General features: G+C 37.5%; 15 protein-coding genes, 2 pseudogenes and 3 other annotated features. Of the genes and pseudogenes, 12 read left to right on the top strand and 5 right to left on the bottom strand.

The genetic code is table 11. The features are described 5' to 3' along the window. Positions 1 to 134 precede the first annotated feature (134 nt). Positions 135 to 255 (top strand) — a sequence feature (ribosomal protein L20 leader region). Positions 256 to 318: 63 nt separating this feature from the next. From infC to ACX9TM_RS23150, 5 genes are all read left to right on the top strand, one after another. Further along, positions 319 to 822, top strand: a complete 504-nt coding sequence (gene infC / locus ACX9TM_RS23170; RefSeq protein ID WP_000973215.1) for a translation initiation factor IF-3 — start codon at positions 319 to 321, stop codon at positions 820 to 822. Between the two features lie 21 nt (positions 823 to 843). Continuing rightward, the gene (gene rpmI / locus ACX9TM_RS23165; protein WP_001125945.1) at positions 844 to 1044 is read left to right on the top strand and encodes a 50S ribosomal protein L35; all 201 of its coding nucleotides are present in this window, start codon (positions 844 to 846) and stop codon (positions 1042 to 1044) included. 37 nt (positions 1045 to 1081) lie between these two features. Further along, positions 1082 to 1438, top strand: coding sequence for a 50S ribosomal protein L20 (gene rplT, locus ACX9TM_RS23160; RefSeq protein WP_001138362.1), 357 nt, complete (start codon positions 1082 to 1084; stop codon positions 1436 to 1438). A gap of 441 nt (positions 1439 to 1879) precedes the next feature. Further along, a complete protein-coding gene (locus ACX9TM_RS23155; RefSeq protein ID WP_000365050.1) occupies positions 1880 to 2371 on the top strand; it encodes a dUTP diphosphatase in 492 nt (163 codons plus the stop codon). Positions 2372 to 2441: 70 nt separating this feature from the next. After that, complete coding sequence (locus tag ACX9TM_RS23150) at positions 2442 to 3527, top strand: M42 family metallopeptidase (RefSeq protein WP_000163555.1); 1086 nt, start codon at positions 2442 to 2444, stop codon at positions 3525 to 3527. 40 nt (positions 3528 to 3567) lie between these two features. Here ACX9TM_RS23150 and ACX9TM_RS23145 read toward each other — a convergent pair whose 3' ends face one another. Further along, positions 3568 to 4185, bottom strand: a complete 618-nt coding sequence (locus ACX9TM_RS23145) for a TetR/AcrR family transcriptional regulator (protein WP_000023672.1) — start codon at positions 4183 to 4185, stop codon at positions 3568 to 3570. A gap of 297 nt (positions 4186 to 4482) precedes the next feature. Between ACX9TM_RS23145 and ACX9TM_RS23140 the strand changes: the two genes are divergently transcribed. Further along, positions 4483 to 5136, top strand: a complete 654-nt coding sequence (locus ACX9TM_RS23140; protein WP_001071419.1) for an HlyD family secretion protein — start codon at positions 4483 to 4485, stop codon at positions 5134 to 5136. A 12-nt stretch (positions 5137 to 5148) separates the two neighbouring features. Then, a complete protein-coding gene (locus ACX9TM_RS23135; protein WP_000095295.1) occupies positions 5149 to 6948 on the top strand; it encodes a DHA2 family efflux MFS transporter permease subunit in 1800 nt (599 codons plus the stop codon). Positions 6949 to 6985: 37 nt separating this feature from the next. Here ACX9TM_RS23135 and ACX9TM_RS23130 read toward each other — a convergent pair. The 4 genes and pseudogenes from ACX9TM_RS23130 to sspI all read right to left on the bottom strand — a co-directional run. Next, positions 6986 to 7141: pseudogene (locus tag ACX9TM_RS23130) on the bottom strand (DNA-binding protein); the annotation flags it as partial. 58 nt (positions 7142 to 7199) lie between these two features. Continuing rightward, positions 7200 to 7280 (bottom strand): annotated as a pseudogene (locus tag ACX9TM_RS23125) (CPBP family intramembrane glutamic endopeptidase); the annotation flags it as partial. A gap of 74 nt (positions 7281 to 7354) precedes the next feature. Next, a complete protein-coding gene (locus ACX9TM_RS23120; RefSeq protein WP_000554786.1) occupies positions 7355 to 7912 on the bottom strand; it encodes an HD domain-containing protein in 558 nt (185 codons plus the stop codon). Between the two features lie 176 nt (positions 7913 to 8088). Further along, positions 8089 to 8298: a small acid-soluble spore protein SspI gene (gene sspI, locus ACX9TM_RS23115; RefSeq protein ID WP_000009509.1), complete on the bottom strand. Its 210-nt coding sequence runs from the start codon at positions 8296 to 8298 to the stop codon at positions 8089 to 8091. A gap of 82 nt (positions 8299 to 8380) precedes the next feature. Between sspI and ACX9TM_RS23110 the strand changes: the two genes are divergently transcribed. The 5 genes from ACX9TM_RS23110 (at position 8381) to ACX9TM_RS23090 (ending at position 15903) form a co-directional block, all read left to right on the top strand. After that, complete coding sequence (locus ACX9TM_RS23110; RefSeq protein WP_002026395.1) at positions 8381 to 9178, top strand: TrmH family RNA methyltransferase; 798 nt, start codon at positions 8381 to 8383, stop codon at positions 9176 to 9178. Between the two features lie 48 nt (positions 9179 to 9226). Continuing rightward, positions 9227 to 9455, top strand: a binding site (T-box leader). 44 nt (positions 9456 to 9499) lie between these two features. Beyond that, complete coding sequence (gene pheS / locus ACX9TM_RS23105) at positions 9500 to 10534, top strand: phenylalanine--tRNA ligase subunit alpha (protein WP_000388219.1); 1035 nt, start codon at positions 9500 to 9502, stop codon at positions 10532 to 10534. A gap of 18 nt (positions 10535 to 10552) precedes the next feature. After that, positions 10553 to 12973: a phenylalanine--tRNA ligase subunit beta gene (pheT, locus tag ACX9TM_RS23100; RefSeq protein ID WP_000498186.1), complete on the top strand. Its 2421-nt coding sequence runs from the start codon at positions 10553 to 10555 to the stop codon at positions 12971 to 12973. Positions 12974 to 13127: 154 nt separating this feature from the next. After that, positions 13128 to 13379, top strand: a binding site (T-box leader). Between the two features lie 52 nt (positions 13380 to 13431). Beyond that, the gene (asnS, locus tag ACX9TM_RS23095) at positions 13432 to 14823 is read left to right on the top strand and encodes an asparagine--tRNA ligase (protein WP_065381897.1); all 1392 of its coding nucleotides are present in this window, start codon (positions 13432 to 13434) and stop codon (positions 14821 to 14823) included. Between the two features lie 177 nt (positions 14824 to 15000). Further along, the gene (locus ACX9TM_RS23090; RefSeq protein WP_000503910.1) at positions 15001 to 15903 is read left to right on the top strand and encodes an SDR family oxidoreductase; all 903 of its coding nucleotides are present in this window, start codon (positions 15001 to 15003) and stop codon (positions 15901 to 15903) included. Positions 15904 to 15944 lie beyond the last annotated feature (41 nt).

Genomic DNA, 15944 nt, shown 5'->3' with positions numbered 1-15944 from the left:
TATCATAAAAAAGTATTGCAAGTATGTTAGTTGTTTGTTACAATATTTCTTGTTGTTAGTAAAACACATCGCGTCTTCTTGACAGACGTCATGTCCTATGATAAACTCATCAAGGATAATAGAATATTGTTTTGTGGAACAAGTAGAAGCACCCGCTTCTCACCTGATGGACGCATTCGCAGTTAACAGGTAAATGTATTTCTTACTTAAGATTTTACAAGTGTGGGTGTCGTATGCCCGCACTTTTTTTGTTCGGGTTCTATGACTACAAAATATGTTCTGAGAAAACCTTGGAGGTGGCTTACTATTAGCAAGGATATGATGATTAACGAGCAAATTCGTGCACGTGAAGTACGTTTAGTTGGCGCAAATGGCGATCAACTTGGAATCAAGTCTCGTAATGACGCTTTAGACTTAGCTGCAAATCTTAATCTTGATTTAGTATTAGTTGCTCCAAATGCGAAACCGCCAGTATGCCGCATTATGGACTACGGTAAATTCCGCTTTGAGCAACAGAAGAAAGAAAAAGAGCAGCGCAAAAATCAAAAAGTAATTAGCATGAAAGAAGTTCGTTTAAGTCCAACAATTGATGAACACGACTTTAACACAAAACTTCGTAATGCTATCAAGTTTTTAGAGAAAGGCGACAAGGTTAAAGCATCAATTCGCTTTAAAGGACGTGCCATTACTCATAAAGAAATCGGTCAACGTGTTTTAGATCGCTTCTCAGAAGCTTGTGCTGAAGTTAGCACAGTTGAATCTAAGCCTAAAATGGAAGGACGCAGTATGTTCTTAGTTTTAGCACCGAAAAACGATAAGTAATAGATAGAGGAGGAAATACCTATGCCTAAACAAAAAACTCATCGCGGCGCTGCAAAGCGTTTCAAAAAGACTGGATCAGGTAAACTGAAACGTTCTCACGCTTACACAAGCCATTTATTCGCTAACAAATCTACAAAAGCTAAACGTAAACTACGTAAAGCTGGTGTAGTAAGCGCTGGTGACTTCAAACGCATTCGTCAAATGCTTGACAACTTAAAATAAGTTCGGCTGATATATAGAACAATTAGGAGGTAATATTATGCCAAGAGTAAAAGGTGGTACAGTTACTCGTCAACGTCGTAAAAAAGTAATTAAATTAGCAAAAGGTTACTACGGTTCAAAAAATACATTATTCAAGGTTGCTAACCAACAGGTTATGAAATCTCTAATGTATGCATTCCGTGACCGCCGTCAAAAGAAACGTGACTTCCGTAAATTATGGATTACACGTATCAACGCAGCAGCTCGTATGAATGGTCTTTCTTACAGCCGCTTAATGCACGGTCTTAAAAATGCTGGCATCGAAGTTAACCGTAAGATGCTTGCTGACTTAGCTGTTCATGACGAAAAAGCTTTCGCTGAATTAGCAACAGTTGCAAAAAACAACATTAACTAATTAATTAGTTGAAACCTTAGAAGAATTTTCTTCTAAGGTTTTTTATTTGTATTCAAATAGAAGTTAGAAGTGAAAGAAATTCTAAAGATTAACGGCTATGTTGTTATCAATATGACAAAATCAATATAAAAGTTATAGCAGTATAGAAGAATATACATATAAAGTCAGGAGAATACTCCTGGCTTTTTTCAATTCTGCTCGTTTGGAAAGAAGAGTATCTTTCCTAGCTGAAACGACACTGCTATAATGGAAAGATGATATGGAACTTTCATCAGATGAACAATTTAAGAGCGATGACTGAAACGTATTTGTAAATTAAGGACAAGCTATTTTATAAAGAGTTAGATAGCTGACTTATTCATAAGAACTGAAACATAATAATGAACTTTGAGATGAAACAACATTGTTGCGTAAAATGCGATGTTGGAGGAGGACAATAGAATGGACTTACTACAACTATTTAAATTACAAAAAGAATTAGATGACCGTATTGCAAAAGAACATGACTTACAACCGAAAAAATTGTTAAAAGAAAAAATGTTAGCTCTTCTTGTAGAAATTGGAGAACTTGCAAATGAAACACGTTGTTTTAAATATTGGAGCAACAAACCAGCATCAGAACGTGAAGTAATATTAGAAGAATACGTAGATGGTTTGCATTTTATTTTATCAATCGGAATTGATTTAGGTATTGATAAAAACTTCCTATTCTATAAATGTGCACAGACGAATAAAACACAAGTGGAAATTTTCTTAGACACATATGCGAAAGTAATTCGTTTTACAGATCAACCATCTATTACAAACTATATTGAATTATTTACGAGCTATCTTCGACTTGGACAAGCACTTGAATTTGAACAAGAAGAGATTGAAAAAGCATATTTAGATAAAAATGAAGTAAATCATCAGCGTCAAACACAAGGATACTAATTTAATTTTTGAATATTTCAATTTAATTATTGTATAATGAATTGACTGAAGAAAAAGGAGGGTGTTGGCAATGACAAAATTAGACGCGACATTGACAATGCTAAAAGAATTAACAGATGCACGTGGTATTGCTGGTAATGAGCGTGAACCACGTGAAGTAATGAAGAAATATATTGAGCCGTTTGCGGACGAACTTTCTACTGATAATTTAGGGAGTTTAGTTGCGAAAAAAGTAGGGGAAGAAAACGGCCCGAAAATTATGGTTGCAGGTCATTTAGATGAAGTTGGATTTATGATTACACAAATCGATGACAAAGGTTTCCTTCGCTTCCAAACGGTTGGTGGCTGGTGGTCACAAGTTATGCTTGCGCAACGCGTGACGATTGTAACGCGTAAAGGAGATGTAACAGGTGTAATTGGTTCAAAACCACCGCACATTTTACCTCCAGAAGCTCGTAAAAAGCCAGTTGAAATTAAAGACATGTTCATCGATATCGGTGCTTCTAGCCAAGAAGAAGCGATGGAGTGGGGCGTACGACCAGGAGATCAAGTTGTACCTTACTTTGAATTCCAAGTGATGAAGAATGAAAAAATGTTACTTGCAAAAGCATGGGATAACCGAATCGGTTGTGCAATTGCAATTGACGTATTAAAACAATTAAAAGATGAAAAGCATCCAAACGTTGTATATGGCGTTGGAACTGTACAAGAAGAAGTTGGTCTTCGTGGCGCAAAAACATCTGCGAATTATATTAAACCAGATATCGCGTTCGCAGTAGATGTTGGTATCGCTGGAGATACACCGGGTGTAACGTCAAAAGAAGCACAAAGTAAAATGGGCGATGGACCACAAATCATTTTATATGATGCTTCTGTTATTGGACATACAGGTTTACGTGATTTCGTAGTTGATGTTGCTGATGAATTACAAATCCCGTATCAATATGATTCAGTAGCAGGCGGAGGAACGGATGCGGGTGCGATTCACATTGCTGTAAATGGTATTCCTTCTATGGCAATTACAATTGCAACGCGCTATATCCATTCTCATGCGGCAATGTTACATCGTGATGATTATGAAAATGCAGTGAAGTTAATTGTAGAAGTTATTAAACGTCTTGATAAAGAGGCTGTACATAACATTACATTTAATTAATAGAAAAAGCGAAGGAGCTTCTCCTTCGCTTTTTTATGTTTTAAAAAGGTCTTTCTAATCCTGCAGCAGTATGAGCCCCTAAAATAATTAAACGAGTTAATTGCATCGCCATAAAATGCGGGGTATATATCATCCCTCTTTTTAGCCATGACATAATCATTCCTAGGTGGGCACCAGTAACATAACTAATGAGAATATCGCGTGGAACCATTAGTTTTTCATCGTTAGGTTGTGAAATAGAGAGGCTTAATGTTAAATGCGTTTGAATTGCTTTCATCATCTTATACGTATAGTTTCCAGCAGCTTTATCACCAAGCATGACGTTATAGAAGTTAGTGTTTTCTGCAATATGTTCGAACAAGGCCAAAAAACTTGGATGTGGCGAATCAAATGTTAGTTGGAAATCTTCTTTATTTCTATTTCTCGGTTTAATTACTTCAGTTAGCTTTTCTAACATTTCTTCAATGCTTTTGTCTAGTAAGTCATATTTATCGTGGTAATGGCTATAAAATGTAGCGCGGTTTACAGGAGCGCGTTCTGCGATATGTTGCACAGTTACATTTTCAAAGCCTTTTTCGCCTACTAAAGCGACAAAAGCATCCTGTATGAGTTGTCTCGTCCGTTTTACACGTGGATCATTTGTATTTTTAATAGACATTTTTATTTCCCCTCGTTTAATTTTCTATACTTAAACAACATATTGGTATTATATTGTTGTTTAAACGACATTTCATACGTGAATTGTCGGTTGTAGATTCAAAATAATTATTTATAATTATAAACGATAGTCCTTCAGAAATCAGCACCGCTCGCAGGTAGATAAATTTCGATTTACGCTGCAGATGGTGTGATTTTTTTGTTAAAAGGTTAATATAATTAACAATTAAACAATCTAAACAATAAGGACATAAATAGTTTAGAAAAAAATTATATGCGATATAAGGAGAGGAATGCAATGAATCAGTTTCGAAGAATGGTAATTATCAACATTATCACATTAATTGTACTAGTTGGCGGCGGTATTGGCGGTTATTACTATTACAATCAAACGGAAAATTACTTAAAAACAGACAATGCAAAGATTGATGGAAAGGTAATTCCGGTTGCTTCACCAGTAGCAGGTAAACTAACTGACTGGAAAGCTGAAGTAGGAAAAAATTATAATGAGAACGATAAATTAGGTACTGTTACTGTAGCGGCAGCTAATGGAGAACAAACAGTAGATGTAACAATTCCACAAAATGCAACAGTTGTACAATCAAACGCGACAACAAATGCTTTCGTTGGAGCGGGTAGCCCGATTGCTTATGCATTTGATATGAACAATTTATGGGTAACAGCAAACATTGAAGAAACAGATGTTGATGATGTTCAAAAAGGTCAAGATGTAGATGTGTATGTAGATGCATACCCAGATACAACGTTAACAGGAAAAGTAGAACAAGTTGGCTTAACAACAGCGAATACATTCTCTATGTTGCCATCAAGCAACGCAACAGCGAACTATACGAAAGTAACACAAGTAGTACCAGTTAAAATTTCTTTAGATCATAGCAAATCAGTAAATATTGTTCCTGGCATGAATGTGACAGTTCGTATTCATAAGTAAGGGGGAGATGAGATGTCCTCAATTGTAATTGCAGGATATGCACTATTTTGTATAATCGTCTTCTTCCTTGTAAATCGTCTTTTACGAAAGAAAAAAACGAAAATGGGAGAAGAACAAGTCCCAGCCGTAAGTAAAATAGAAGTAAGTAAAGTTGAAACAGAAGAGAAAGAAATTGAACGAAAGCAAGAATCGGAAATTTCTAATGTAGTTGAGTTAGAAACAGGAAAGCAAGAAGAAGTAAAACAAGAAAAAGAAGTGCCGAAAAAACAAATGTCTATGCCTGTAGAGAATGTGAACGTAAAAGCAGTTGTAGCTGTATTAATTCTAGGCATGTTCGTTTCTATTTTAAACCAAACAATCATTAATGTTGCATTACCTCCGTTAATGAATGAATTTAATGTATCAACTTCAACAGCACAATGGTTAATTACAGGCTTCATGCTTGTAAATGGTATTTTAGTACCGATTAGTGCCTTTTTAGTTTCACGATTTACGTATCGTAAATTATTCGTAGCAGCAATGTTATTCTTCACGGTAGGATCTATCATTTGTGCTACTTCAGGAAACTTTACAATGATGATGACAGGTCGCGTAATTCAAGCAGTTGGTGCGGGTATTTTAATGCCGGTTGGTATGAATATCTTCATGACGTTATTCCCGCCTCATAAACGCGGAGCGGCGATGGGATTACTAGGTGTAGCGATGATTTTAGCACCAGCTATCGGACCAACTGTAACAGGTTGGGTGATTGAAAACTATAGCTGGAACTTAATGTTCTATGCGATGTTTATTATTGGTTTAATTATTACGTTCCTATCTTTAAAATTCTTTACACTAGCTCAGCCGGTGTCTAAAACGAAATTAGATATATTCGGTGTGGTTAGTTCAAGTATTGGACTAGGAAGCTTATTGTACGGATTTAGTGAAGCTGGAAATAATAGTTGGACTAGTGCAGAAGTCATTATTTCACTTGTTATCGGTGTAATTGGTTTAGCGTTATTTATTTGGAGAGAGTTAACAACGGACAATAAAATGCTTGATTTACAAGTATTTAAATATCCAGTATTTACTTTTACTTTAGTAATTAATGCAATCGTTACGATGGCATTATTCGGAGGTATGTTATTGCTTCCAGTATATCTGCAAAACATTCGTGGCTTTACGCCAATTGAATCTGGTTTACTACTTCTTCCAGGATCATTAATTATGGGGATCATGGGACCAGTAGCGGGTAAATTATTCGATAAATATGGTATTCGTCCATTAGCGATAATTGGATTGGCAATTACGACGTATGCGACATATGAATTTACAAAATTATCGATGGATACGCCGTATAGCGTTATTATGACGGATTATATTATACGTTCAATTGGTATGTCATTCATTATGATGCCAATTATGACAGCTGGTATGAACGCGCTGCCGATGAAATTAATTTCTCACGGTACAGCAACGCAAAATACGTCAAGACAAGTAGCTGGTTCAATTGGAACAGCGATTTTAATTACACTTATGACGCAACAAACAACTGCCCACGTAGCAGATTACGGCAACATGTTAACAACATCAAACCCAATTTTAGTTGATAAAGTACACGGCATGGGTCAAAGCTTAGCGGCCTTAGCTGGATCAGCTCAAGCAGGAGACGCGATGAGCACACAACTATTATATGGACAAATTTCAAAACTATCTGCAATTAACGGTATTAACGATGCCTTCTTAATCGCAACGATACTTGCAGGTATCGCTTGGGTGTTATCGTTCTTCTTACAATCAGGCAATAAACCAAATAGAAAAGCAGGGAATTAATTTCCCTGCTTTTTTGTTTTCTTATACAAGGATTCAATTAGATATAGAATGAATCACCTGCAGACATGAGAACCCAGAAAATAACCCCCAGTAGTCCCGCAATAAAAATAATAAATCCTATGTTGTGTATACTTTTACATTGTGCTTGTAATCCATTTATCCTCGCTAATAAGACAATTAAAGAAATTAAAATTAGTATAAAGAAGTTGTTATAAAAAGAGTAAAGAGAGGTATCATCATGATACCTCTCTTTATCCTAAGAATGCTAACATATTATTGATAATATGAAATAACATAGCTGGAATAATGGATTTTGTTTTCAGGCGTAATATTTAAATATTACATATAAAGGTGTATTTTCCATAAAATAATAAAAGAGGTATCACCCTGTAGTGATGCCTCTTTCTCATTGATAACTATGTTCTGTCTTGTTATTCAATTTTGCTTGCTCTATTTGCAATTCACGCTCTACCAATCGATCTAATTGCTGAATTGCTTTAAGTGCTTTTTCATAAGAAATTGTTCGATAATGATGCGCTCCGCCCGGTTCTTCATCTGCTTCGTCTGCCCATTTAATAATATTTTGAAGAGATGTTCTTTCAATTTCTTGTTCCACTAAGAAAGAATCTGTATGAAGAAGAATTGCAATAGAAATTTCTTTTGCTAGTTTTGGATGTTCTCCTAATCTAATAAGTAATTTATGTGCTCTTTCAGCGCCTTTAATTGCATGGATATCATTCTTTTTATATAAGTCATAATCCCATTCGCCGCCTGTGTACCACGTATGATGTCCGATATCATGAAGGAAGCCAGCTTTTGTGGCAGCATCGACTGAGGCGTGATGCTTTTTGGCTAGGTGAAACGCATGGTAAGCGACAGCGATCGCGTGGACCATTCCAGAACGGTTTACGTATTTTTGTGTAATGTGGTGTTTAAAAATTTGTTCAAGCGTAATACGGTGCATAAAACATTCACTCCTTTTATCTTATGGTGTATATGAAGAAAAATCGATCGGTTTAAATGTATTTTGAACATTGTACTCCATCATAGTTCGTTAGTAAAGTAGAAATGTTTAGGAGAAGAAAAAAATTTTCTGCAAAAAAATCACCTTAGCTTATGCAAAGGTGATTTTCAAATTGCTTATTTTTTTAATCCTTGCTCTAGTGTTTCTAACATTTCGTGCTTTTCATTTTCATCAGCGTTTTTCCAAATGACTTCAAATAAAACGCCAAGACCTGGAAGCATTTTTTCTTCACCGCTTTGAATTGCATCGACGATTGTTTCTTGTAATTGATCTTGTGAATTTCCAGATACATTCGCTAATACGGCACCGCGTAAATTAAAACTCATTGCTTTCACCTCTTCTTCAGAATTGAAACTGACGTTAGTTTTTGTTCTTTTTTATGTAAATATGTATGAAAAATAGGCTATAATGATAAGACAAGAAGAGAGGGAAATACATATTATGAAAAACATTGATTCAGTACAAAATCCGCGTGTAAAGCAGTGGAAAAAGCTGCAAACGAAAAAAGAACGCGATAAAAAAGGTTTATTTTTTGTAGAAGGATTCCACTTAGTCGAGGAAGCTTTGAAGACAGGAATTGTAACAGAACTTATCGTTTCAGATCAGACAGACCTTCCGAAAGATTGGACAGTTAATGATGTGGAAATGTACATCGTACCTGAGGCGATTGTAAAAATACTTCGTGAAACAGAAACGACGCAAGGTGTATTTGCTGTTTGTGAGAAGCATGAGAAAGAAGTAGCTCTTACTGATGGGAAATTCCTTTTATTAGATGGCCTGCAAGACCCAGGTAATTTAGGAACAATTATTCGTACAGCTGATGCAGCTGGTATTCACGCCGTTGTGCTTGGAGAAGGTTGTGTTGATGTTTACAATAGTAAAGTACTCCGCTCTACACAAGGCTCTATTTTCCACTTACCAATTGTAAAAGGGAACTTAGAAGAATGGGTAGACAAGTTAAAAGAAAATAACGTTCCTGTATATGGAACAGCTCTTGAAAATGGAGTTCCGTATGGTGAAGTAACGCCGGCTGGCAGTTTTGCATTAATTGTAGGAAATGAAGGAAATGGCGTACGCCAAGAAATTCTTGCAAAAACGGATCAAAACTTGTATATTCCGATTTACGGCGGGGCAGAATCATTAAATGTTGCGGTTGCAGCAGGGATTTTAACGTATTATTTGCAAAGCCCGGTTGCGAACAAATAAAAAACTTCTTATAATAAGTTGAAGTACATTATATTAAAAGTTAAATAACGAAAAACGTTGATAGAGAAGAGTAGCTTACAAAATCGCCATATAGGGAGAGAATGTCGTAGACTGAAAGCATTCTTATGGTAGACGAAAGTGAATTCACCTCTGGAGTTGACGCCAGGACCATGTATATGTAAAGGCGTTCCGGTCAGAATTGATCGTTATAACTAATGAGTGGGCAGACATGTTCTGTCAATTTAGGGTGGTACCGCGAATTTACCTCGTCCCTTTTTGGGAGCGAGGTTTTTTTATTTTTAAAATTAGGAGGGTTCCAAAATGGAAGCACGTTTAAAAGAGCTAAAGCAAAAAGCGTTAGAGCTTATTGAAGAAGCGAAAGAGCTGAAAGGCTTAAACGACGTACGCGTAGCGTATTTAGGAAAAAAAGGTCCAATTACAGAAGTATTACGCGGCATGGGAAAATTATCAGCAGAAGAGCGTCCACGTATGGGAGCATTAGTAAATGAAGTACGTGAAGCGATTCAAACGCGTCTAGACGACAAAATTAGTAACTTAGAAAAAGCAGTAATTGAAGCGAAATTAGCTACTGAAACAATTGATGTTACATTGCCAGGTCGTCCTGTTGAAACAGGTTGTCACCATCCGTTAACGGCTGTTGTTGAGCAAATTGAAGATGTATTCATCGGTATGGGTTATGAAGTAGCTGAAGGAACAGAAGTAGAAAAAGACTACTACAACTTCGAAGCACTAAACTTACCGAAAGATCACCCAGCGCGTGATATGCAAGATACATTCTACATCACAGAAGAAACGTTACTACGTACACATACATCTTCTGTGCAAGCACGTACGATGGAAAATAATAAAGAAAAAGGCCCAATTAAAATTATTTGTCCTGGTAAAGTGTATCGCCGTGATGACGACGATGCGACGCATTCACATCAGTTCATGCAAATTGAAGGTCTTGTAATTGATAAAAACATTCGTATGAGTGACTTAAAAGGTACACTGCAAGTATTCGTGAAAAAGATGTTCGGTGAAGATCGTGAAATCCGTCTTCGTCCAAGTTTCTTCCCATTCACAGAGCCATCTGTAGAGATGGATATTTCTTGTATGATGTGTCATGGCAAAGGTTGCGGCACTTGTAAAGGAACTGGCTGGATTGAAATTCTAGGCGCAGGTATGGTTCACCCGAACGTACTTGAAATGGCTGGTTATGATTCAAAAGAATATCAAGGTTTCGCATTCGGTATGGGCGCAGAGCGTATCGCAATGTTGAAATACGGAGTAGATGACATTCGTCATTTCTATACAAATGATGTACGTTTCTTACAACAATTCAAACGAGCGTAAGGGAAGGAGAGGATAAGTATGTTCGTATCATATCGTTGGTTACAAGAGTATGTAGATATTAAAGATGTAACAGCACAAGAACTAGCAGACAAAATCACGAAAAGTGGTATTGAAGTAGAAGGCGTTGAAGTATTAAATAAAGGTGTAAAAGGTGTTGTAGTTGGTCACGTATTAGAATGTGAAAAACACCCAGAAGCTGATAAATTAAGCAAATGCTTAATCGATATCGGTGAAGAAGAGCCAGTTCAAATTATTTGTGGAGCTGCTAACATTGCAAAAGGTTTAAAAGTACCAGTTGCAAAAGTTGGAGCTGTACTTCCTGGTAACTTCAAAATCAAAAAAGCAAAACTACGCGGTGAAGCTTCTCACGGTATGGTTTGTGCTCTTCAAGAGCTTGGTATTGATGGAAAGTTAGTTTCAAAAGAATACGCAGATGGTATCTTCATCTTCCCAAGTGACGCTGAAGTTGGTGCAGATGCACTTGAAATTTTAAACTTACACGATGAAGTACTTGAGCTTGGCTTAACACCAAACCGTGCAGATTGCTTAAACATGTTAGGTGTTGCTTACGAAGTAGCTGCTATTTATGGCCGCGAAGTAAAACTTCCAGCTATCGACTTACAAGAAACAGCAGAAAAAACTTCTGATTATATTTCTGTAAGTGTAGAAGCGAAAGAAGAAAACCCATTATACATTGCAAAAATGGTTAAAAACGTAAAGATTGGTCCATCACCAATGTGGATGCAAACTCGTCTTATGGCAGCTGGCATTCGTCCAATTAGCAACGTAGTTGATATTACAAACTACATTTTAATGGAATACGGTCAACCGTTACATGCATTCGATTACGATAAATTAGGTTCAAAAGAAATCGTTGTTCGTCTTGCAAAAGAAGGCGAAAAAATTGAAACGTTAGATGATCAAGAGCGTACATTACAAAGCCACCACCTTGTAATTACAAACGGCACGAAAGCTTTAGCTGTTGCTGGTGTAATGGGCGGGGCGGATTCTGAAGTTACAAATGAGACAGTAAACGTTCTAATTGAGTCTGCATACTTTGCAGGTCAAACAGTACGTCGTACATCAAAAGACTTAGGTCTTCGTAGTGAATCAAGTGCACGTTTCGAAAAAGGAATCGACCCAACACGTACATTTGAAGCAATTCAACACGCAGCTGCTTTAATGGCGAAATATGCTGGCGGTGAAGCACTTGAAGGTGTAGTAGAAGCTGACAACTTACAAGTACAAGAGCGTACAGTATCTGTTACTGCTGAAAAAGTAAACCGTGTATTAGGTACAAATATTTCTGCGAGTGAAATGGGTACAATGTTCACAAACTTGAAATTCCCATTCACAGAAGTAGAAGGAACATTCCACGTGAATGTACCAGCACGTCGTCCTGATATTACAATTTCAGAAGACTTAGTAGAAGAAGTGGGCCGTCTATATGGTTATGACCACATTCCAGTTACATTACCTTCTGGAACGATGACTCGTGGTAAATTAACATCAGCACAAACGAAACGTCGTAAAGTACGCCGCTTCTTAGAGGGTGCTGGTTTATATGAAGCAATCACATATTCATTAACAAGCGCTGATAAAGCGAAACAATATATGGTTGAGCCAAATGAAAAGGCGCCTGTAGGTCTTGCACTTCCAATGAGTGAAGAACGTAGCCAACTTCGTTTAAGCTTAGTACCGCAATTACTAGAAGCAGTTTCATACAATGTCGCTCGTAAAAACGACAGCGTTGCTTTATACGAAGTAGGTTCTATCTTCTTACCGACAGAAGAAGGAGAACTTCCGAAAGAAGAACAACATCTTGCAGGTGTTATGACAGGTCTTGCTCTTCACCATGCATGGCAAGGTGAGAAGAAAGTAGTAGACTTCTTCGTTGTGAAAGGTGTACTAGAAGGACTATTCGACGTACTTGGCGTTGCAAACCAAATCACATATGCACCAGCAAAACGTGAAGGTATGCACCCAGGCCGTACAGCTGACATCGTATTAGATGGCGAAGTAATTGGTTTCATCGGTCAATTGCACCCAGAAGCAGAAAAACAATTAGATGTGAAAAATACATTCGTATTTGAATTATCTCTTGTAAAAGTATTCGGTGCAGACGCTGAAGAAACTTACTACGCAGCAATTCCACGTTTCCCATCTATGACACGTGACATGGCTGTTGTAGTAACAAAAGAAACAAAAGCTGGTGAAATGAAGCAAGTCATTGCTGAAGCTGGCGGAGAACTTCTGAAAGACGTAACACTATTCGACTTATACGAAGGTGAAAAAATGGAAGAAGGCAAGAAATCACTTGCATTCTCTATGACTTACTTCGATGCAGAACGTACATTAACAGACGAAGAAGTAACAGAAGCACATAACCGTGTACTAACAACGGTAGAAGAGAAATTCGGTGCGGAGTTACGTAAGTAATTAGAAAATTGCCGGATATATTCCGGCAATTTTTTTATTGGGTTAGTTGTCGGACACTGTCGGTAAGTCGATATATTACAAAAATCGCTCATATATTTTCCGACACCTTGCATCTTTCTCTCGAATGTAGTACATTAATTTTAGTTTAACAAAATGAAAGACGATGATAAGGAAAAGTAGTATATACTATAATCCAAAGCGAGTCAGGGACGGTGAGAGCCTGATGAGGCGGTATATGTGAAGAACACCTTGGAGTTGCTAACCGAAATTGAATCTTGTATTCAAGAGTAGACTTAGACGGGAATCCGGCCTGTTACAAACCGGGAAGTATGTATTACATACGAGTTAAAGTTGGTCTTTATGACAAATTGGGTGGTACCGCGAAGTTTAACCTTTCGTCCCTTTATGGATGAAAGGTTTTTTTGTATTTAAATATATGAGCAAAGGAGAATTTCACTATGGAAAACACATTAGTAAAAAGTCTGTATAGAGATACAGAAAAGTATGCAGATCAAACAGTACAAGTATCAGGGTGGATTCGTAACTTACGTGATTCAAAAGCATTTGGTTTCATCGAATTAAACGACGGTAGCTTCTTCAAAAGCGTTCAAATCGTTTTCGATACAGAATTAGAGAACTTCAAAGAAATTGCAAAACTTCCACTTAGCTCTTCAGTTAAAGTAGAAGGTAAAGTAATTGCAACGCCTGGAGCGAAGCAACCATTTGAAATTAAAGCAGAAAAAATTGATATCGAGGGCTTATCAGATTCTGATTACCCACTTCAAAAGAAACGTCATACATTTGAATACTTACGTACAATCGCTCACTTACGTCCAAGAACAAATGCATTCTCTGCAACGTTCCGCGTACGTTCTATCGCAGCATTTGCGATTCACCAATTCTTCCAAGAGCGTGGATTCGTACATGTTCATACACCTATCATCACTGGTAGTGATACAGAAGGTGCTGGCGAAATGTTCCGCGTAACAACGCAAGATTTAAATAACCTACCAAAAGGTGAAGACGGAAAAGCTGATGAGTCAAAAGACTTCTTCGGTAAAGAAACAAACTTAACAGTAAGTGGACAGCTGAACGCTGAAGCTTATGCATTAGCATTCCGTGATGTATACACATTCGGACCTACATTCCGTGCAGAAAACTCAAACACAACTCGCCACGCTGCTGAGTTCTGGATGGTTGAGCCTGAGATTGCATTCGCGGAACTAGGGGATGTAATGAACCTTACAGAAGATATGCTGAAATATGCAATGAAATACGTATTAGAGCATGCACCAGAAGAAATGGAATTCTTCAACAGCTTCGTTGATAAAACAGTTCTTGAGCGCATGAACAACGTAATTAACTCAGACTTCGGTCGCATCACTTATACAGAAGCAATTAAAGTACTTCAAGAATCAGGTGCTGACTTCAAATACCCAGTAGAATGGGGAATTGACTTACAAACAGAGCACGAAAGATACTTATCAGAAGAAATCTTCAAACGCCCTGTATTCGTAACTGACTATCCGAAAGACATTAAAGCATTCTACATGCGTTTGAATGAAGACGGTAAAACAGTAGCTGCTACTGACCTTCTAGTTCCTGGCATCGGCGAATTAATCGGCGGAAGTCAACGTGAAGAAAGAATGGACGTTTTAGTAGACAGAATTAAAGAATTAGGTATGAACGAAGAGGACTACTGGTGGTACTTAGAACTTAGAAAATACGGCGGTACAAAACACGCTGGATTCGGTCTAGGTTTCGAGCGCTTCCTAATGTACATCACTGGCATGGCTAACATCCGTGACGTAATTCCATTCCCAAGAACTCCAGGTTCTTCTGAGTTTTAAGATATAAAAAAAGCGAGAGCAACTGCTCTCGCTCTTTTTATTGAGAAAGGTTGTAATTGCAACCTGAACTTTATAAAGTATTTCACGACTAGAAAAGATGTTGTTCATAGTTCAATTCCCACTTCATATATAAGTAAAACGAATGCGACATTTATATAGGGAAGGGGTTTTTATACAATGGGGGAAATTCCAAGTCATACAAAGTGGACATTGCGTGACAAGTATATAGTAATCACTGGTGCAACAAGTGGTATTGGATTAGCGGCAGCTAAGATGTTTGCAAAAAGCGGTGCTAAGCTAGGAATCATTGCACGTAATGAAGCAAAAGCGAATGATGTTATGACTCAACTTGAAAATATAACGGATGGGAATGCAGTGGTAGATATATTTTTCGCTGATATGTCTTCCCAACAATCTATACGCCAGGTAGCTACCGATATTTTAGAAAGATGTCCGAGAATTGATATATTAGTAAATAATGCGGGTGCTTTATTTCAAACAAGACAAATTACAGAGGACGGTTTGGAGATGACCTGGGCGGTAAACCATTTAGGTCCATTCTTACTTACAGATTTGTTGTTGGAGCGTTTAAAAGAAAGTGCTCCTGCTCGCGTCATTACCACTGCATCTCACGGTCATAAAATGGCTAAAAAGGGAATTGATTTCGATGATCTAGATGCAGAACAACTGTATCGCGGTATTAAGAAGTTCATGGGCGGTCCTACAATGCGTTATGCACAAACAAAACTAGCTAACATTTTATTCACCTCTGAATTGGCACAGCGGTTGGAGGGAACGGGTGTTAGTGCTTATAGCTTTGACCCGGGGCTAGTGAATACAAATTTTAACCAGGATAATGGTCTAGCTGCTCGCTTAACTATGGCAGCAATGAAACCTTTCTCCCGTACGCCGGAGAAAGGTGCTGAAACTTTAGTATGGCTAGCAGAATCAACTGGATTTACTAATCAGAGTGGTTATTACTATGCCGATAAACAAGTAGGGGAAATGTCTGAAGCTGCCTTGGATAAGGATGCAGCAAAGCGGCTATGGGACATAAGCGAAAACCAAACACGAGAGTAAAAGAGTAGCGAGTATATGTTCAGATTATTATGTTGAATAGT

The organism is Bacillus sp. LH1 (assembly GCF_057924895.1).
This window is presented reverse-complemented; position numbering and strand designations above follow the sequence as displayed.

Bases quoted from the DNA above. Each gene is read 5' to 3' on its own strand.
- infC (WP_000973215.1), top strand. From the start codon at position 319: ATGATGATTAACGAGCAAATTCGTGCACGTGAAGTACGTTTAGTTGGC.
- rpmI (WP_001125945.1), top strand. From the start codon at position 844: ATGCCTAAACAAAAAACTCATCGCGGCGCTGCAAAGCGTTTCAAAAAG.
- rplT (WP_001138362.1), top strand. From the start codon at position 1,082: ATGCCAAGAGTAAAAGGTGGTACAGTTACTCGTCAACGTCGTAAAAAA.
- ACX9TM_RS23155 (WP_000365050.1), top strand. From the start codon at position 1,880: ATGGACTTACTACAACTATTTAAATTACAAAAAGAATTAGATGACCGT.
- ACX9TM_RS23150 (WP_000163555.1), top strand. From the start codon at position 2,442: ATGACAAAATTAGACGCGACATTGACAATGCTAAAAGAATTAACAGAT.
- ACX9TM_RS23145 (WP_000023672.1), bottom strand. From the start codon at position 4,185: ATGTCTATTAAAAATACAAATGATCCACGTGTAAAACGGACGAGACAA.
- ACX9TM_RS23140 (WP_001071419.1), top strand. From the start codon at position 4,483: ATGAATCAGTTTCGAAGAATGGTAATTATCAACATTATCACATTAATT.
- ACX9TM_RS23135 (WP_000095295.1), top strand. From the start codon at position 5,149: ATGTCCTCAATTGTAATTGCAGGATATGCACTATTTTGTATAATCGTC.
- ACX9TM_RS23120 (WP_000554786.1), bottom strand. From the start codon at position 7,912: ATGCACCGTATTACGCTTGAACAAATTTTTAAACACCACATTACACAA.
- sspI (WP_000009509.1), bottom strand. From the start codon at position 8,298: ATGAGTTTTAATTTACGCGGTGCCGTATTAGCGAATGTATCTGGAAAT.
- ACX9TM_RS23110 (WP_002026395.1), top strand. From the start codon at position 8,381: ATGATAAGACAAGAAGAGAGGGAAATACATATTATGAAAAACATTGAT.
- pheS (WP_000388219.1), top strand. From the start codon at position 9,500: ATGGAAGCACGTTTAAAAGAGCTAAAGCAAAAAGCGTTAGAGCTTATT.
- pheT (WP_000498186.1), top strand. From the start codon at position 10,553: ATGTTCGTATCATATCGTTGGTTACAAGAGTATGTAGATATTAAAGAT.
- asnS (WP_065381897.1), top strand. From the start codon at position 13,432: ATGGAAAACACATTAGTAAAAAGTCTGTATAGAGATACAGAAAAGTAT.
- ACX9TM_RS23090 (WP_000503910.1), top strand. From the start codon at position 15,001: ATGGGGGAAATTCCAAGTCATACAAAGTGGACATTGCGTGACAAGTAT.